This is a genomic window from Pseudoxanthomonas sp. PXM03 (assembly GCF_014852005.1).
In the GTDB taxonomy this organism is placed as follows: domain Bacteria; phylum Pseudomonadota; class Gammaproteobacteria; order Xanthomonadales; family Xanthomonadaceae; genus Pseudoxanthomonas_A.
In genome coordinates this window covers 498,384-516,669 of the sequence record NZ_JACVAU010000001.1, presented here as the reverse complement: position 1 = coordinate 516,669, position 18,286 = coordinate 498,384, and the positions used below count along the sequence as shown (strand labels likewise).

Below are 18,286 nucleotides of genomic sequence, written 5' to 3'. Positions count from 1 at the left end.
ATCCGATGCGCCGCGCCTGTCAGTTCGATACCAGCCGGTCGCGCCCCCGCTCCTTGGCACGATAGAGGCGTTCGTCGGCCTCGCGCAGCAGATCGCGCAGGTCCTGGCCCGGCTGCAGTTCGGCCATGCCGATGCTGACCGTGCAGCGCAGCGCGCTGCCGTCCGGCGCCTCGATGCTGGCCTGCGCGATGCCCTCGCGCAGCGTCTCCAGCCGCGCGCGCGCAACGGTCCACGGCAGTTGCTGGCACACCAGGAATTCCTCGCCACCGTAGCGCGCGATCAGCACGTCTTCCTGATCGCCTGCCAGCTGCCCGGCCAGCGCCGCCACCTGCGACAGCACCTCGTCACCGAATGCATGTCCATAGCGGTCGTTGACCGACTTGAAGTGGTCGATGTCCATCAAGGCGACGCAGAGCGGACGGCCTTCGCGACGGCTGGCTTCCAGCGCTTCGGCCAGGAACGCATCCCCCGCGCGCCGGTTGGCCAGGCGGGTCAGGGGATCATGCCCGGCCTGGTAGGCCAGTTGTTCCAGCAGGTGGGCATGGGCCTGGCTGGCCCGCTCGAGCTGCGCGTTCTTGTCGCTCAGCTCCGAGGTGCGTGCGTCCACCAGCGCTTCAAGCCTGCGCTGCCGGCGCCGCTGGCGCCGCATCGCTATCAGCAGGATGGCCCAGCCGGCCAGCGCCAGCAGCAGCGCGTAGGCCACTATCGCCCATGCGCGCTGCCACCACGGCGCCGCCTTGTCGAACGCCACTGCCTGCGTCACCACGGCGTCCTGCTTGCTCCAATCCGCGGGCGCATTCATCACCTGGACCTCGAAGCGCAGCTGTCCGGAGGGCAGGTTGGTATACACGGCGGCGTGGGCGATGCCGTCGTCGGTCTCGATCCAGTCGCGATCGAAGCCCACCATGCGGTAGCGATAACGCAGGCGCTCCGGTGCGCGCTGGTTGATGCCGGTGAAACGGATCACCACCCGTCGCGTGTCTGCGGCCAGATCATGGCGCGCCTGCATGGGCAACACGCTACCGTCGGCTTCCACGGCTTCCATCACCAGCGTGATGCCCTGGGCGCGCTGGCGCCTTGCGTCGTCGGGATCGATCACGCCAATGCCGTTTGCCGTCGCGAACCACAGCTTGCCGTCGCGCATGCGCCATCCCGCCGGAGCGCTCGCGCCGTTGGCCTGGCTGCTGGGCAGGCCGTCGGCGTGGGTGAATGCCTCCACCGGCAAGCGGGCCAGGTGATGGTTTTCCACCGCCGTCAGCGCCGGTCGGGAGATACGGAACACGCCCCGGTTGCTCGATGCCCAGAAATCGCCGTTGTCGTCCTCCAGCAACCGGAAGAGACGGTTGTTGGGCAGGCCCTGGCGATGATCGAACTGCACGAACCGCCCGTCCCGCCAGTGCAGCAGGCCGCGGTCGGTCGCGATCCACAGGCTGCCATCGGGATCGGCCAGGAAGTCGAACGCGGCCACGGCGGGGAAACCGGAACCCGGCGTCCATGTCCGCAGCGACCCATCACGGCGCATCATCGCCATGCCGTTGCTGGTGCCAATCCACATCCCGCCCTCGCCGGTTTCGTACAGGACGTAGACATTTCCTTCTGGCAGGCCGTCGGCGGCACTGTAGTGCCGCACGATGCGCCCCTCCCGGTACACGCTCAGGCCCTCGTTGCTGCCGATCCACAATGAGCCGTCCGCGCGCTCCAGCAGGGCGCGCACATGGTTGGACGGCAGGCCCCGTGCTTCGTCGATGCGCCAGGGCAGCGTCTGTTGGGTGTCAGCGGTGGCAGGCAGGTGGATCACGCCCTGGTCGTAGGTTCCCACCCAGAGCCCGCCGTCGCGCGCGTTGGCCATCGACAGCACGGAGGGGTCGGGCTTGCCATCGAATGCCAGCGACACCGCGCGGCTGCGCCCGTTCTCCCACGCGTCCACGCCCATCGGATGACCGATCCAGACGCCCTGGCCCGGCCGTTCGATGATCGCGCGCACGTAGATGTCGCGCAGGCCGTTGCTGCGTCCAAGTCCGAAGACGGGCCCGTCGGAGATGCGGAACAACCCGTTCGTGGTGCCCACCCACAGCAGGCCGTCGCGATCCTCGAACAGGGCCGGGGCCAGGCGGCCCATCAGGCCGTTGCGCTCTCCCAGCGTCTCATGGCGCCCATGCACATACCGGCGCAGGCCATCCAGGGTGGAGATCCACAGATTGCCGTTGCGGTCCTCCAGCATGGCCTCGGCGCGCGCACCGGTGATCTGTTGCGCGCGACCCCGTTCGATCCGCCATGCGCCCCCGCTTCCTCCCACCAGCATGCCGCCCCAGCGCGAAGGCTGGATGGCGAGCACAGAGGTCTCGGGCAGGCCCATCCTGCGCCCCCAGTCGCTGGCCTGGCCCTGGGCGATCCGGAACAGCCCGTGCCGGTTGCCCACCAGCGCCTGCCCGTCGGACAACGGCAGGATCGCCAGCACGCGCTCGTTGGCCAGGCGCGCGTGTGCGCTGCCGACGTCGTGCAGGCGACCATCGCCGTCGAGGCGGAACAGGGAATGATCGGTGCCGATCCACAGCACCCCGTCCGGGCCGAACCGCAGCACCGACACGTCCGGCAAGGTGCCTGCCCGTCCGGGCAGGCGCTGCCAGCGGCCCTGGTGGAACCGCAGCAAGCCGGGGCCGACACGCCCCAGGCTGAGCACCATGCCGCCCTCGGGATGGGGCGTGATGGCACGCACGCCCTCGATTTCCAGGCCCTGCACGGTGCCCGCGTCGTACTGGGTGAAGCGGCGACCATCGAACCGCGCGGCGCCTTCCCATGTCCCGGTCCACAGGTAGCCCTCGGCATCCTGGCTGAGGGCGTGCACCAGGTTGTGCGACAACCCGTCCTCCATGGTCCAGCGCGCAAGCGTGTACTCCTCTACCTTGCGTGCAGGGTCGAGCGCCCACGCGGGCGCGCCGACGAACAGGGCCAACAGGCAGAGGCCGGGGATCAGCAGGCAGCGCACGGCACCGGGTCCGGAGGTCTTCGACCTGTGCAGTATCGGCTGCGGCGGGGGTTTCTTTGAACCCCGCCGCGTGCGCGGCGTTACGGACCGGCGCCCTGCTCCGGCTTGACCTTGAACCATGCCGCATACAGCGCCGGCAGGAAGAACAGCGTCAGCACCGTGGCCACGGTAAGGCCGCCCATGATCGCCACCGCCATCGGGCCGAAGAAGGCACTGCGCGACAGCGGGATCATCGCGAGCACCGCCGCCAGCGCGGTCAGCACGATGGGACGGAAGCGGCGCACGGTGGCGTCGATGATCGCGTGCCAGCGGTCATGCCCTGCCTGGATGTCCTGGTCGATCTGGTCCACAAGGATCACCGAGTTGCGCATGATCATGCCGGCCAGCGCGATGGTGCCCAGCATGGCGACGAAACCGAACGGCACCCGGAACACCAGCAATGCCAGGGTCACGCCGATCAGGCCCAGCGGCGCGGTCAGCAGCACCAGCGCCACCCGCGAGAAGCTGCGCAGCTGCAGCATCAACAACGTGGTGACCGCCAGCAGGAACAACGGCATGCCGGCGGCAATGGACTTCTGCCCGCGCCCGGAATCCTCCACCGTACCGCCGGTCTCCAGCAGATAGCCCTGCGGCAACTGCGCGCGTATCCCGTCCAGCGTCGGCAGGATCTGCTGCACCACCGTGGGCGGCGTCACGTCGTCATTGCGGATGTCGGCCCGCACGGTGACCGTCGGCAGACGGTCGCGGTGCCAGATGATGCCGTCCTCGAACGCGTATTCAAGGTTGGCGATCTGCGACAGCGGCACACTGCCGCCGTTGCTGGTCGGCACGGCCAGGCTGCCCAGCAGATCCAGGCGGGCGCGCTCTTCGTCCGGTCCCCGCAACAGGATCTCGACCAGTTCGTTGCCTTCACGATAGGTGCTCACGCTCAGGCCCGACAGCGAACCCGACAGGAAGTGCGAGACCTGCGCCGTGCTGACACCCAGCGCGCGTGCGCGATCCTGGTCGATCTCCAGCCGCACGACCTTGCTGGGCTCGCTCCAGTCCAGGTTGACGTTGGTGACGTGCGGGTTCGCACGCACTTTTTCCGCCACCTGCCGCGCGATCGCCTGCGCGCGGTCGACGTGCTCGCCGGAGATGCGGAACTGCACCGGATAACCCACCGGCGGCCCGTTCTCCAGCCGCGTCACGCGGAACTGCAGCTCGGGGAACTGCGGGCCGACCTCGTCGATCAGCCAGCGGCGCACGTCCTCGCGGGCCCGAGCGTCATCCGTCAACACGACGAACTGCGAGAAATTCGCCTGCGGCAACTGTTGGTCCAGCGGCAGGTAGAAACGCGGCGAACCGGTGCCGATGTAGGCCACGTAGTTCTGGATGCCCTTGCGCGTGGCCAGCAGTTTCTCCAGCTTGCGCGCCTGCGCATCGGTGGACTTCAGCGAACTGCCCTCGGCCAGTTCCAGGTCCACCATCAGTTCCGGGCGTACCGAATCAGGGAAGAACTGCTGCGGTACGAAGCGGAACAGCGCGATCGACGCGACGAACGCAGCGACGGTGATACCGATCACCAGCCAGCGGCGACGCAGACAGAACGCCAGCCAGCCACGGAACCGCTGATAGAAGGGCGTGTGGTACGGATTGTGGTCGTGCGCGTCATGCGACTTCGGCGCCAGCATCGCGCCGTACTGCGGCCAGCGATCGGCCAGCTGTGCACGGAACCCGTGCCAGCGCGCCGCGAACGAACCCGGTTTCGGCGGCTGCGGATTGCCCAGGTCGGGCAGCATCTTGTCGCCCAGGTAAGGGATGAACAGCACCGCGGCGACCCACGACACCACCAACGCGATGGTCACCACCTGGAACAGCGAACGCGTGTATTCCCCCGTGCTGGACGCCGCCGTGGCGATCGGGAGGAAGCCGGCCGCCGTCACCAGCGTGCCCGTCAGCATCGGGAACGCCGTGGACTCGTAGGCGAAGCTGGCCGCCTTCAGGCGATCGAAGCCCTGCTCCATCTTGATGGCCATCATCTCCACCGCGATGATCGCGTCGTCGACGAGCAGCCCGAGCGCCAGTACCAGTGCGCCCAGCGAGATCTTGTGCAGGCCGATACCGAAGTAATGCATCACGGCGAACGTCATCGCCAGCACCAGCGGGATGGACACCGCCACCACCAGGCCGGTGCGCAGGCCCAGCGAGAAGAAGCTGACCAGCAGCACGATGATCACCGCTTCGGCGAGCACGCGCACGAATTCGCCCACGGATTCCTCCACGGCGGCCGGCTGGTCCGACACCTTGCGCAGTTCCATGCCCAGCGGCAGGGTCTTCTGCAGGCGCTGGAACTCGGTCTCCAGCGTCTCGCCGAGCTTGAGGATGTCGCCACCGTCCTTCATCGCCACCGCAATGCCGATGCCGGGCTGGCCCATGAAACGCATGCGCGGCGCGGCGGGATCGGCGAAGCCGCGCTTGATCTCGGCGATGTCGCCCAGCTTCACCGTGCGGCCACCGGCGCGGATCGGGAATTCCCGTATCTCGTCCACCGAACTGAATTCGCCGCTCACGCGCAACTGCACGCGATCGCTCGCCGTTTCGAAGAAGCCCGCCGGCGTCATCGCATTCTGTTCTTCCAGCGCCTGCTGGACCGCGCTCAATGGAATGCCGAGCGTGGCCAGCTTGGTGTTGGACAGTTCGATCCAGATCTTCTCGTCCTGCAGCCCGACGAGTTCGACCTTGCCGACGTCGTCCACCCGCTGCAGTTCCAGCTGGATCCGGTCGGCATAGTCCTTCATCACCGCGTAATCGAAGCCATCGCCGGTGAGCGCATAGATGTTGCCGAACGTGTCGCCGAATTCGTCGTTGAAGAACGGACCGATCACGCCGCTCGGCAGCGTGGCACGGACGTCGCCGACCTTCTTGCGCACCTGGTACCAGAGGTCCGGGATTTCCTTCGACTTCATGGAGTCGCGCGCCATGAAGATCACCTGCGATTCACCAGGACGCGAGTACGAGCGGATGAACTCGTAGTTGCCGGTGGTCATCAGCGCCTTCTCGATGCGCTCGGTCACCTGCTGCGAGACTTCCTCGGCGGTCGCGCCCGGCCATACCGTTCGCACGACCATCGCCTTGAAGGTGAACGGCGGATCCTCGGACTGGCCAAGGTGCTTGTACGACCACGCACCGATGATGCCCAGCAGGATCATCAGGAACAGCACCAGGCTGCGGTTGGTCAGTGCCCACTCGGAAAGATTGAAGCGGCGCATGCCGTTACTCCGGGCGCGATGCGATGTTGGCCGCATCGCCACCCGCGGCGACCCGGAGCGGACGGTTGTTGCGGTCCACCGGCACCACGGTCTGCCCTTCGCGCAGGAGATGTCCGCCGGCCGCGACAACCCAGTCGCTGGCCTTCACCCCACCCAGTACCGGCACCGAGGCTTCGCCATACCTCCCCAGCTGCACCGCCTGCGCCCGCACCTTGCCGGTCGCGGGATCGACGATCCACACCGTGGTCCTGCCCTCACCTCCACGCTGTATGGCCGACAGCGGCAGCTTCAATGCGGCCTTGCTGCCGTTTTCCTGCACATAGACGCGCGCGCTCTGGCCCAGTTCGACCTGCTGCTGCGCGTCGCCCACCAGGCTGACGCGCGCGGCATAGGTACGCGTCTGGGCGTCTGCAGCGGGCGCGATCTCACGAATGGTGCCGGGCAGGCGCTGGCCGGGCGCATTCCACAGCTCGACCATCACCGGCTGGCCCACGCTGAAATCACGGATGCGGTTTTCCGGCAGGCCGATGGCCACTTCGCGTCCGCCATCGGCGGCCAGGGTGAAGACGGTCTGCCCGGCCGCGACCACCTGGCCGGCTTCGGCCTGGCGACTGGCAATCACGCCGTCGCGCGGCGCACGCAGTTGCGAATAGCCTTCCTGGTTGCGCATCACGTCCATCTGCGCACGTGCGGCACGCGCCTGGCCTTCGGCCGCCTTGTACGCGGCAACCTGCGCGTCGTACGCCGACTGGCTGATCAACTTGTCGCCGACCAGCTTCGCGTAGCGGTCCCGGTCGCCACGCGCACGGACAAGGTCGGCGTCGGCCGCAGCAAGTTGCGCCTGCGCGGCCTGTGCCTGCAGTGCGAAGTCGCCCGGGTCCAGCAGCGCGAGCACCTCGCCCTTCTGCACGCGTGCACCGGCATCGACATTGCGACGCACCAGGTTGCCGCCGACACGGAACGACAGCGGACTCTCCTCGCGTGCGCGCACCTCGCCGGCGTACGCCGAAAGTGCGGCCTCGGCGCCACCGCCAGGGTGGGCCACCAGCGCCGGGCGCGGCGATTCCACAGGCTGCTCCGCACCACACGCGGCCAGGCCGAGCAGCACGATTCCGAACACTCCGTTCCAGCGCATATGGCGCATACACCGCTCCATGACGACTTCAATTAGTAGACTTGGCGGTATAGTATAAATATCGAACCGAGTAGTCTAGTATTAAGACATGGTCAGCCCGCCCACTTCCGCCAGCCGTCGCAAGCCCCCCGCCAAACCCGCCACCAGCGGTCCCGGCCGCCCGAAGGATCTCGGCAAGCGTGCCGCGATCCTGGAGGCCGCCAAGCAATTGTTCGCGCGCGAGGGTTTCAACGGCGTCAGCATGGACCAGATTGCCGCCGAGGCGGGCGTCTCCAAGCTGACGGTCTACAGCCACTTCGGCGACAAGGACGCCCTGTTCGCCGCCGCCGTGCAGGCCAAGTGCGAAGAAATGCTCCCCGACACGCTGTTCCAGATCGAGCTGAAGGGCTCGCTGCGCGAACAGCTGAAAGCCATCGCACAGGCTTTCTTCGCGCTGATCACCAGCGAGGAGGCCATCAGCACGCACCGCATGATGATGGTCCCGGGCAACATCGACGACAAACTCAAGCGAACCTTCTGGGAAGCCGGCCCGCAGCGCACCCATGAAGCGTTCGCGGCGCTGTTGCAGGCGCAGGTTGCCAAAGGAGAGCTGGACATCCCCGACGTGGCGACGGCTTCGATCCAGTTCTTCACCCTCATCAAGGGCGAATTGCATGCCCGCATGACATGCGGCCTGTGCAGCCAGCCCGGCCAGCTCGACACCCGGCGGCATATCGACGCCACCGTGGACATGTTCCTGAGGGCCTATGGCCGGCGCTGAAGCTGAAGGCCAGCCCCGCACGCCGGAGGTGGCGATGACTTCCGGCACTGCGCCCGCCATGGGGGCTGCCCCGATCCTTGCCCAGCGCGGACGGGGCCAGCCCGGTAAAATGCCCGGCCCAGCCCCCCGCGTCGGATGACCACCCCCATGACGATCAACTACACCCAGGCCCGCGAAAACATGGTCGAGCAGCAGGTACGTCCCTGGGACGTGCTGGATGCGCGCGTGCTGGAAGCGCTGGCCACGCTGCCGCGCGAGATCTTCGTGGCGGACGCGCACCGCGCGCTGGCGTACGCGGACCTGGAATTGCCGCTGGGCCACGGCCAGTCGATGATGAAGCCCGTCGTCGAGGGGCGCACCCTGCAGGCGTTGAAGCCGCAGGCCGATGAGGACGTGCTGGAGATCGGCACCGGCAGCGGCTACCTGACCGCCTGCCTGGGCCACCTGGCGCGCGAGGTGGTCAGCCTGGAAATCCACCCCGAATTCGCCGAGGCTGCGCGTGCGCGCCTCGATGCCGCTGGCCTGGGCAGCAACGTCCGCATCGACACCCTCGACGCGCTGACGTGGGACACCGACCGCCGCTTCGACGTGATCTGCGTGACCGGCGCCATGGCCAGCGTGCCTGCCCGCTTCCTGCAATGGCTGCGCCCGGGTGGTCGCCTGTTCGTGGTGCGTGGCACGTCGCCGGTGATGGAAGCCGTGCTGCACGTCAACGATGTCAACGGCCCACGCATCGAATCGTTGTTCGAAACCGACCTCCCCTACCTGGTCGGCGCCGCGCCGGCGCCCCAGTTCGTCTTCTGAAGATTAAAAAAAGGAACCCGCATGAGCCGTCGCCCCCTCGCACTAGCGCTCGCCCTGGCCCTGCCGTCCGCGGCCGGCGCCACCGACCTGATGCAGACCTATGAGCTGGCGCGCACAGGCGACCCTCAGCTGTCCATCGCCGAATCCACTCGCTTGTTCGACAAGGAAGGCGCGGTGCAGGCGCGTGCAGCGCTGCTGCCGCAGATCAGTGGCAGCGCGGGCTATACGCTGACGCACGACAGCCGGCCGGGCGATCCGCTGGGTGACGGCAAGAGCCGCAGCTACGGTGCCTCGGTCAGCCAGACGATCTTCGACTGGAGCCGCATCGCCAACCTGCGTGGCCAGCGCGCCATCAGCCAGGCCGCCGACTACGACCTGGCCTCGGCGAACAACGAGCTGATCACCCGCACCTCGGCCGCATATTTCAACGTGCTGATCGGCATCGAGTCGCTGGCGGCCGCCGAAACCAACGAGGCCGCGTCGAAGAAACAGTTCGACTATGCGCAGAAGCGCCTGGACGTTGGCTTGGCTCCGATCACCGACGTACACGAAGCCCGCGCCCAGTACGACAGCGCGCGCGCCAACACCATCCTGGCCCGCAATTCCCTGGACGACAGCTACCGCGCACTGGCCGAGATCACCGGCCAGCCGATCAGCGGATTGAAAGGTCTGCCGGACGACTTTCGCCCGGAACTGCCGGCGGAACAGAACGCCCAGTCCTGGGTCGATCGCGCGCTGGAACAGAATCCCGACCTCAAGTCGGCGGAATATTCACTGGAATCCGCACAGCATGGCGTCTCCAGCGCACGTGCCGGCCATTACCCCACCCTCAACTTCAGTGGCCGCTACACCAACGGCACCGCCTGGGACAGCGTGCCGGGCACGTTGTCGCAGGACGGCGAAGGCTACAACTGGGGCGTGACCCTGACCGTGCCGATCTTCTCCGGTGGTGCCACCCAGTCCGGCGTGCGCCAGGCGCTGGCCCAGCGTGACCGCGCGTCGGACGGCCTGGAGCAGACCCGCCGCGCGCTGATCCGCAACACCAGCAATGCCTATCAGGCACTGGTCGCGGGCGTCAGCGAAGTGGAAGCCCGCCGCCTGGCGGTGGTCTCCGCGCAGAGCGCGCTGGATGCCTCGCAGGTCGGCCTGGAAGTCGGCACCCGCACCGTGCTGGACGTGCTGCAGAACCAGCGCACGCTGTTCCAGGCGCAGGTGGAGTATGCGCAGGCACGCTATCGTTTCCTGCAGAACCGCCTGCTGCTGGAGCAGGCCGCCGGCACGCTGGACGGCGCCGACGTGCAGGACGTCAACCGCCTCCTGACCGCGGATGCCGAAGCACGCCTGTCGTCGCAGCCCGTTTCGCAGTAATCCCTCGCGCCCCTGGCGTTAAGACAACGGCGGGCTTCGGCCCGCCGTTGTCGTTTCAGGCTTCGGGTTTCCTGTAGGAGCGACGTAAGTCGCGACCGGGAAACCTTCCGTCTCCAGCCAAGTATCCGATGTCGTTCGGGCGTGTGGTCGCGACTTGCGTCGCTCCTGCAGTCAGGACTCAGATCGCGCCGCGCGTCCGCAGCGCCGCGACCTCATCGTCGCTGTAGCCCGCCTCACGCAACACGTTGTCGGTATGCTGCCCCAGCAGTGGCGGTGCACGCGGCGACTCGACCGGCGTTGCCGACAGCGTGATCGGACTGCCCACCAGCGGCAATGTGCCGGCATGCGGATGCGGCACCTCGACGACCATGCCACGCGCCCGAACCTGCGGATCGGCGAACACATCGGCAAGGTCGTTGACCGGGCCGCAGGGAATGCCCGCGGCTTCGAGCAACGACAGCCATGCGCGCCGGTCGCGTTGCAGGAAGTGCGCCTGGAGCATCGGCACGAGTACGTCGCGGCATCGCACGCGCTCCGCGTTCGTGGTGAACCGCGCGTCGGCGGCGAGTGTCTGCTCATCCAGCAGGTCGCACAGGCGCGCGAACTGCCGGTCGTTGCCGACCGCCACGATGATGTGGCCGTCGGCCACCGCGAACACCTGGTACGGCACGATGTTGGCGTGTGCATTGCCCTGCCGTGGCGGCACCTCGCCACCGACCAGATAGTGGCTGCCCAGATTGGCCAGCATCGCGACCTGTGCATCCAGCAAGGCCATGTCGATCACCTGCCCTTCGCCCGTGGCATCGCGATGGCGAAGCGCGGCGAGGATGGCGACGGTGGCGTACAGGCCGGTGAACAGGTCCGCCACCGCCACGCCGACCTTCTGGGGCTCGCCCTCCGCGGCGCCGGTGACACTCATCAGGCCACCGAGCCCCTGCACGGCAAAGTCGTAACCCGCGCGCTGCGCATAGGGCCCGTCCTGGCCGAAGCCGGTGATCGAGCAGTACACCAGGCGCGGATTGGCGGCGCGCAGCGTCGCGGCGTCCAGCCCGTGGCGCGCCATGTCGCCGACCTTGAAGTTCTCCACCAGCACATCGCTTTGCATCGCAAGCCGCCGGATGATGGCTTGGCCATCGTCGGTGGAGATGTCCACTGTCAGCGAGCGCTTGTTGCGGTTCGCGCACAGGAAATACGCGGACTCTGCGGTTTCGTTTCCCGCTGCGTCGCGCAGGAAGGGCGGCCCCCATCCACGCGTATCGTCACCACTGCCTGGCCGTTCAACCTTGATGACATCGGCACCGAGGTCCGCGAGCACCTGCGTGCTCCATGGCCCGGCAAGCACGCGCGTCAGATCCAGTACGCGCACGCCGGCCAGCGCGCGCGGCGCAGCGCCGTTCATGCCACCGGGGCCGGCAGATGTGGCGCGATCATCGCCAGCGTGCGTGCCAGCGCGCCGCGACCGTGCTCGACCAGGGCGCGACCACGTCCCGCCATGTCGTGGCGCCGTGCGTCATCGGCGAGCAGGTCTTCGATGGCGACGGCTACCCCTGTCGCGTCCGGCGCGATCACCAGGGCTTCGGCTTCCTTCAGGCGGCGGGAGATCTCGCTGAAGTTGTGCAGGTGCGGGCCGGTGACGGCAGGCGTGCCGACGGCAGCCGGCTCCAGCATGTTGTGTCCCCCGATGGCTTGCAGGCTGCCGCCGACGAAGGCCACGTCGGCGCAGGCGTAGAACGCCATCAGCTCGCCCAGCGTGTCGAGCACGAAGACATCGTCGCCGGCGGACGGCCAGCGGTCTCCGCGCCGCGTTCCCACCTTCCAGCCGGCGTCGCGCGCAGCCTCCACCACGCGCGGGAAGCGCTCCGGGTGGCGCGGTGCCCACAGCAGCAGCAGGTCGGGCCAGCGCTTGCGCAACCGCGCATGGATGGCGAGTACCGGCGCCTCTTCATCCTCGTGCGTGCTCGCGGCAATCCAGACGCGACGCTGCGCGGACAGGTGTCCGCGGAAACCGGCGACGATGTCGGCCACCGTGTCCGGCACGGGGATGTCGAACTTCAGATTGCCGACATCGCGTACCTGTTCGGGCGCGGCGCCCAGCTGCACGAAGCGTGCGGCATCGTCACCGGACTGCGCGGCCACGCGACGCACCGTGCGCAGCATGCGTGCGATCAGCGGACGCAGGACGCTGTAGCCGCGCAGGGAACGCGCTGAAAGACGCGCATTGAGGATGTACACCGGCACCTTCCGGTCATGGCAGCCGAACAACAGGCTGGGCCACAGCTCGGTCTCCATGACCAGCGCCAGCCGCGGCGGGAAATGGCGCAGGAACCGCGCGACCGCGCCGGGAAGATCGTAGGGCGAGTACACATGCAGCACGCGATCACCCCACAGCGCCTGCACGCGCTCCGAGCCGGTGGGCGTGATGGTGGTGATCAGCAGACGCAGGCCGCGATGGCGCCTGAGCAGTGCATTCACCACGGGTGCGGCGGCGTTCACTTCACCCACCGATACCGCATGCAGCCACACATCCACCGGACTGCCCGCCGTGTCGTAGCTGCCGTAGCGTTCGTTCCAGCGCTGGAAGTACTCGGGGTAGCGGAAGCCGCGCCAGATCAGGTGGTACAGGGTGACCGGCGTCAACACGTACAGCACCGCCGAATAGAGGGCGCGCAGCAGGCGTTCGGCGGTTCGGTTCGGCATCGCCGACAAGGATACCCGGGGCCGCCGTTACAATGGGCCATGGCCGAAACCGAGAAGCGATCCGCAGACGCCCGCGAGCGTCCACCCATGGGACCCGCACAGTGGCCGGCATGGCTCGGCATCGGGCTCGCATGGCTGGTGGCGCGCCTGCCGTGGGCGTTGCAGCGCGTGCTGGGCCGCCTCATCGGCACGCTGCTCTTTGCCGCGATGCGCGAGCGCAGGAACGTCGCCCGCCGCAACATCGCCCTGTGCTTCCCGGAGCTGGACGCGGGTGCCCGGGACGCGCTGGCGCGCGCCAGTTTCGGCGAGCTCGGCATCGGGCTGTTCGAGTTCGCGCGCGCCTGGTGGGGCAGCGTGGCACCGATGCGGCGCGGATTGCGGGTCGAGGGCCTGGAGCACCTGGCGGCGGCGCGTGCCGGCGGCCGCGGAGTGATCGTGGTGTCCGGACACTTCACCACGCTGGAGATCTCGGCACGACTGATGTGCGACCACGCACCGCTGGCCGGCATGTATCGCCCGCACAACCAGGGCGCGATGGAGTGGGCAGTCAAGCGCGGCCGCCTGCGTTATGCCACCGCAATGTTCACCCGCGAAGAGTTGCGCCCTGCACTGAAGCACCTCAAGCAGGGCGGGCTGCTCTGGTTCGCGCCCGACCAGGACACGCGGCGCGGCGAGAGCGTGTTCGTTCCGTTCTTCGGCCACCCCGCCTACAGCCTCACCTCCACCCATCAGTTGGCGCGGCTGTCGGGCGCGGCGGTGATCGCGTTCTCGCACGTCCGCCGCGAAGACGGTGGGTACACGCTGACGTTGTCGCCCTCGCTGGAGGATTTCCCGTCATCGGACGCCACGGCGGACACTGCGCGCGTGATCGCCGCGATCGAGTCCATGGTGCGCGAAGCCCCCACGCAATACCTGTGGATCCATCGCCGCTTCAAGCGTCAGCCCGAAGGCCGCGGGGAACTCTACCGGTAGAGACCGGGTTCGCCCTCGGGCCGCGTCTTGAAACGCCGGTGCACCCACAGGTACTGCTCGGGATGCCGGCGCACGACGGCTTCCAGTTCCGCCATGTAGCGTGCCGCATCCTGCACCGGGTCGCCGGTCGGCCATCCTTCCCACGTCGGCTCGACGCGCAGCTGGTAGCGTCCCGTCGCGTCACGATGGAACCAGAACGGCAGCACGACGGCATTGCTCCGGCGTGCGAGATCGGGCGTGGCGGTCAGGGTCGCGGCCTGCACGCCGAAGAACGGCACGAAGGCATTCTGGTAGTTGAAATCCTGGTCTGCGGAATAAGCGACGATGCCGCCGCGCGACAGCGTGCGCAGCAGGCCGCGCACGTCCTTCTTGCCGATGACATCGGCGAAGACACGGCGACGGGCAGTGTCGAGCAGATGCTCGATGCACGGGTCGTTGTTGCGCCGCGCGACGATGCTCACCCGTTCGCCCAGCGCGTCGCCCAGCAGGCGCGCGCACAGTTCAGAATGCGGAATGTGGCCGCCGAACAGCAGGATGCCGCGCCCCTGCGCGCGCGCGGCGTGCATGTGTTCCAGCCCCTGCACGTCGGCCAGCCCGCGTAGCGCCTGCGCAGGTGCGTACCAGCCGCGCACGAGTTCGAACATGCCGGTCACCGTGGCGCGCAGGGTGTCGCGCAGCAGGCGGGCGCGGGCACGGTCATCCAGTGCGGGGAAACACAGCGCGATGTTGGTCGCCGCGTGACGGCGCCGCTTGCCGAGCAGCGGCCACAGCAACCACGTCGTGAGGTTCCCGAGCCGCAGCAGCACCCGCTGCGGCAATCGCGCGACCACCGATGCGATCAGGTTGGCGGGCGCCACGAACCAGCAGCGCGCGCCCGCCGCGTGCTCAATCGTCATCGCGCGCCAGCAGGCTGCCGGCGTACAAGGCTGCCAGCATCAGCGTCAGGCCGCCCCAGAACGTGGAATAGAACGCAAGGTGCGTGTTGAACGGGAAGACCGTCACCGCCAGCGCCAGCATCGCCGGCCGCGCGCGGTCCTTCGCCTGCGGTGGGGCATAACGCCAGGCACGCCATGCCAGCGCTGCGCCCGCCAGCCACAGCAACAGGCCGATGACGCCGGTTTCGCTGAGTACTTCCAGCACGATCTGGTGGGCGTGGAACGCCGGACCCTGGCCCCATGCAGGCCGCTCGCCGGACCTTGTATCGCACCCAGGGAACGCTTCGCGGAAGCCCCGCGCACCCACGCCGTTGATGGGGTGCTCGACGAGCATGCAGCCGGCGGCGGACCAGATCTGCCCACGGCCCGACAACGCCGTATCCACGCCGGATTCGTTGGCGGTCAATGCATGCGTGGTGAGCCGGATGCGTTCCCGAAACTGCGTGGAAGACATGGCAAGCAGCGTCAGTATCAGCAGTCCCGCCGCCAGCACACCGAACAGCCTGCGCAGGCCAAGCAACCGCCACCCGGATGCCACCAGGACCAATGCGTAGGTAATCCATGACGCGCGGGCGCCCGCAAGCAGGATGACCAGACCGATGGCCCCGGCAGCCAAGATCCATCCGAGCGAATCCATGCGCCGCGCCGCTGCGAACAGCAGGAACGGCGACAGGCTCGCCATCACCACGCCCAGCTTCCGGTTGCAGGGGCCGAGGAAGCCGCTGAGCCTGTCGATGCCGGCCATCTGTTCCGCAGTGCACATCGGGCGTCCGCTGACCAGTTGCTTGAGCTGGTCCAGGCCCCAGAACAACGGACTGGTGCCGAACACGACCTGCGCCAGCGCGTCCAGCGTCCACACCGCGACGATGATGGCGAGACCGTTGAAGGTGGTGCGCCGCGCTTCCCTGTTCGCCACGGCGGCGGCCACCAGCCACAGGAACGGCAGGTAGCGAAGGTCCACCGCGGCCTCGCGAAATGCCCGCGGCGCGTCGACGGCATCCACCGCCGAGATGACTTCGGGCAGCCAATAGGCCGCGAACAGGGCGCTGGTCAGCGCCCATGCCGCGCCGCTCAGCAGGCGCGTGCCGCCACGGAACCTGTCGAGCAGCAACCGGATGACGGCCGCCAGTGCGCCCAGCACCATCACGGCCTCGGCATAGCCCGGTGCCGGCCAGAGGGCGACGAACGTCAGCACCCACGCAGGTGCCCAGCGCCAGCCGTGGGTACGGCCACGGACAGGCATGTCAGGGATCGATGGCGAGTCGGCGGTCATCGGCAAGGTCGTGGTAAAGGGCAAGCGTGGCGTCCTGCATCGCGCGCAGGGTGTAGGCGTCCATCGTAGCCAATGGCGGCGGCGGATGGGCGAGCATCGAACGCGCCGCGTCGAACAGGCGGTCTCCATCGAATGCCGGCACCGCGCCCGCGGGCTGCAGTTCGCGCAGCAACTCGCCGACACCGCCATGCACCCAGCCGGCGACGGGACGTCCCACGGACAGCGCTTCGACCACCGTCCGGCCGAACGCTTCGGGCTTGCGCGACAGCTGCAACACCAGGTCGCTGGCGGCGTAGGCGCGTGCGATGGCGGTTGTCGGTGGCGTGATCGCGAGCGCATCGGCGCATCCGCCACGTCGCGCTTCTGCTTCCAGGTCGAGGACGTAGTGCTTGCGCCCCGCCTCGCGCGTGCCCGGCATCCAGAGGCGCGCATCCATGCCGCTCCCACGCAGGCGGGCCAGCAGCGCGATGGCATCCTGGTGGCCCTTGAGGCGAGTGCCGCGCCCCGGCAGCAGCAGCAGCGGGCCTTCGCCGACCAGCGCAGGATGCTGGGCGGCAGCCCACGCACGCGCGTCAGGATCGCGCGAGGGGGCGCGCGGGAACTGCGCCGGATCGATGCCGCGCGGAATCACGACCAGCCTGCCGGGGTCGGTCTGCGGATAGTGCTGGCGCAGATACGCGCGCACCGTGTCGGACACGCAGATCACGCGCTCGCCGTACGTCATCACCGCGCTGTAGCGCCCGGGCGAATTGAGACCGTGCATGGTGGTGACGAATCTCGGCCGCGCGGCCGCGGGCATCGCACGGATCGCCCACAGGCCAAGCCACGCAGGGAGCCGCGAGCGCGCGTGCACGATGTCGGCCCCGACATCGGCGAACAACCGGCGCAGCGCGATCACATGGCGCAACGTCGGCAGTGATTTGCGACCGATGTCGAGCGTGACGTGCTCCGCGCCCATCGCCCGCAACGCCGGCTCCAGCCGCCCGCCCGCCGACACCACCACGGCACGGTGGCCTGCGCGCACCAGTGCATCCGCGATCTCGAGGGTGGAACGTTCGACGCCGCCGGATTCCAGCGCCGGCAGCAGCTGGACGACGGTCAGGCGGCGCATGGGCGATGGGCCGCGCGCTTCGGCCGCATCAGGCGATCAGTCGGCCAGGACGAAATGCGAACCGCAGTACGGGCACTGCACATCCCCGCCCGGCGCGTCTTCGATGGGCAGGTAGACGCGCGGGTGCGAATTCCACAGCGCCATCGACGGCAGCGGGCAGCTCAGCGGCAGGTCGGCGCGCGAGACGGTGTAGCGCTTCTCGGCGTTGGCGGGCGCGGTGGCGGTCTGGGTCATGGCGATGCGGGACGTGCTGGAACGAGGCGGCCAGTCTACCAGCCGGTGCCGTGACGGCCCAAGGAAGGAATTCCCATGACGGAAAACGCCGCCCGGCGCGAGCGGGGCGGCGTTTCCGGCAGCATCCGGCCGGCGCGCGAAGGCCGGGGAAGGCGTGCTTACTTCTTGGCGTCGGCCGTGGCTTCGGTGGTGATCTTCAGCGTCACTTCGTCGCTGACCATCGGGGCGTACGCGCCCACGCCGAAGTCGCTGCGCTTCACGGTGGCGGTGGCATCGAAGCCGATCGCCGGCACCTTCTTCATCGGGTGCTCGCCGGCCTTGTTGAGGGTCACGTCCAGCACCACCGGCTTGGTGATGCCCTTGATGGTCAGGTCACCGGTGACCTTCAGCTTGCCTTCGCCGGCCGCTTCCACCTGGGTGCTCTTGAAGGTGGCGGACGGGTACTTGGCGGCGTCGAACCACTTGTCGCTGGTCAGGTGCTCGTAGAACTGGTCGGCCAGCGCGCTCAGGCCGCTCAGCGGCAGGGTGACCTGGACGCTGGACGCGGAGACCTTGTCGGCGTCGTACACCAGGGTGCCGTCGGCCTGGCCGAAGTTGGCGCTCGGGTTGGAGAAGCCGAAATGGTTCCAGGTCGCCAGCACGTTGGTGTGGCCGGGGTCGATCTTGTAGGTGACCGGCGCGGCGAAGGCGGAGCCGGCGAAGGCGAACAGGGCGGCAACGAGCAGGGTCTTGCGCATGGGATATCTCCGGGGTGGTGGGG

At 68.3% G+C, this 18,286-nt stretch carries 14 protein-coding genes; 4 read left to right on the top strand and 10 right to left on the bottom strand.

Annotated features, from left to right (window positions below; translation table 11 throughout):
- Positions 1 to 19 precede the first annotated feature (19 nt).
- The 3 genes from IB223_RS02295 to IB223_RS02285 all read right to left on the bottom strand — a co-directional run bounded on the left by IB223_RS02295 (position 20) and on the right by IB223_RS02285 (position 7,381).
- Complete coding sequence (locus tag IB223_RS02295) at positions 20 to 2,986, bottom strand: ligand-binding sensor domain-containing diguanylate cyclase (RefSeq protein ID WP_192200065.1); 2,967 nt, start codon at positions 2,984 to 2,986, stop codon at positions 20 to 22.
- Positions 2,987 to 3,066: 80 nt separating this feature from the next.
- Positions 3,067 to 6,237 carry an efflux RND transporter permease subunit gene (locus IB223_RS02290; RefSeq protein ID WP_192200064.1) on the bottom strand — a complete coding sequence of 1,057 codons (3,171 nt, stop codon included), beginning with the start codon at positions 6,235 to 6,237 and terminating at the stop codon, positions 3,067 to 3,069.
- A gap of 4 nt (positions 6,238 to 6,241) precedes the next feature.
- Positions 6,242 to 7,381, bottom strand: a complete 1,140-nt coding sequence (locus tag IB223_RS02285; RefSeq protein ID WP_192200063.1) for an efflux RND transporter periplasmic adaptor subunit — start codon at positions 7,379 to 7,381, stop codon at positions 6,242 to 6,244.
- 79 nt (positions 7,382 to 7,460) lie between these two features.
- Between IB223_RS02285 and IB223_RS02280 the strand changes: the two genes are divergently transcribed.
- The 3 genes from IB223_RS02280 to IB223_RS02270 all read left to right on the top strand — a co-directional run bounded on the left by IB223_RS02280 (position 7,461) and on the right by IB223_RS02270 (position 10,304).
- Positions 7,461 to 8,132: a TetR/AcrR family transcriptional regulator gene (locus IB223_RS02280; protein WP_192200062.1), complete on the top strand. Its 672-nt coding sequence runs from the start codon at positions 7,461 to 7,463 to the stop codon at positions 8,130 to 8,132.
- Between the two features lie 147 nt (positions 8,133 to 8,279).
- Positions 8,280 to 8,936, top strand: a complete 657-nt coding sequence (locus IB223_RS02275; RefSeq protein WP_192200061.1) for a protein-L-isoaspartate O-methyltransferase — start codon at positions 8,280 to 8,282, stop codon at positions 8,934 to 8,936.
- 21 nt (positions 8,937 to 8,957) lie between these two features.
- Positions 8,958 to 10,304: a TolC family outer membrane protein gene (locus IB223_RS02270; protein WP_192200060.1), complete on the top strand. Its 1,347-nt coding sequence runs from the start codon at positions 8,958 to 8,960 to the stop codon at positions 10,302 to 10,304.
- Positions 10,305 to 10,482: 178 nt separating this feature from the next.
- Here IB223_RS02270 and IB223_RS02265 read toward each other — a convergent pair whose 3' ends face one another.
- A complete protein-coding gene (locus IB223_RS02265; protein WP_192200059.1) occupies positions 10,483 to 11,703 on the bottom strand; it encodes a CaiB/BaiF CoA-transferase family protein in 1,221 nt (406 codons plus the stop codon).
- Positions 11,700 to 13,001 carry a lipid IV(A) 3-deoxy-D-manno-octulosonic acid transferase gene (gene waaA, locus IB223_RS02260; protein WP_192200058.1) on the bottom strand — a complete coding sequence of 434 codons (1,302 nt, stop codon included), beginning with the start codon at positions 12,999 to 13,001 and terminating at the stop codon, positions 11,700 to 11,702. Before waaA ends, IB223_RS02265 begins: the two co-directional genes overlap by 4 nt.
- Positions 13,002 to 13,088: 87 nt before the next feature.
- Between waaA and lpxL the strand changes: the two genes are divergently transcribed.
- Positions 13,089 to 13,973, top strand: a complete 885-nt coding sequence (lpxL, locus tag IB223_RS02255; RefSeq protein WP_192200057.1) for an LpxL/LpxP family Kdo(2)-lipid IV(A) lauroyl/palmitoleoyl acyltransferase — start codon at positions 13,089 to 13,091, stop codon at positions 13,971 to 13,973.
- Here lpxL and IB223_RS02250 read toward each other — a convergent pair.
- The 5 genes from IB223_RS02250 to IB223_RS02230 all read right to left on the bottom strand — a co-directional run bounded on the left by IB223_RS02250 (position 13,964) and on the right by IB223_RS02230 (position 18,263).
- Entirely contained in the window at positions 13,964 to 14,869 is a 906-nt protein-coding gene (locus IB223_RS02250; protein WP_192200056.1) for a lipid A biosynthesis lauroyl acyltransferase, read from the bottom strand. The genes lpxL and IB223_RS02250 overlap by 10 nt on opposite strands.
- On the bottom strand, positions 14,859 to 16,181 hold the full coding sequence (locus IB223_RS02245) for an O-antigen ligase family protein (protein WP_192200055.1): 1,323 nt from the start codon (positions 16,179 to 16,181) through the stop codon (positions 14,859 to 14,861). Before IB223_RS02245 ends, IB223_RS02250 begins: the two co-directional genes overlap by 11 nt.
- Entirely contained in the window at positions 16,153 to 17,292 is a 1,140-nt protein-coding gene (locus IB223_RS02240) for a glycosyltransferase (RefSeq protein ID WP_192200054.1), read from the bottom strand. Before IB223_RS02240 ends, IB223_RS02245 begins: the two co-directional genes overlap by 29 nt.
- Positions 17,293 to 17,328: 36 nt before the next feature.
- On the bottom strand, positions 17,329 to 17,526 hold the full coding sequence (locus IB223_RS02235) for a zinc-finger domain-containing protein (RefSeq protein WP_192200053.1): 198 nt from the start codon (positions 17,524 to 17,526) through the stop codon (positions 17,329 to 17,331).
- Positions 17,527 to 17,684: 158 nt separating this feature from the next.
- Positions 17,685 to 18,263 carry a YceI family protein gene (locus IB223_RS02230; protein ID WP_192200052.1) on the bottom strand — a complete coding sequence of 193 codons (579 nt, stop codon included), beginning with the start codon at positions 18,261 to 18,263 and terminating at the stop codon, positions 17,685 to 17,687.
- Between the last annotated feature and the right edge of the window lie 23 nt (positions 18,264 to 18,286).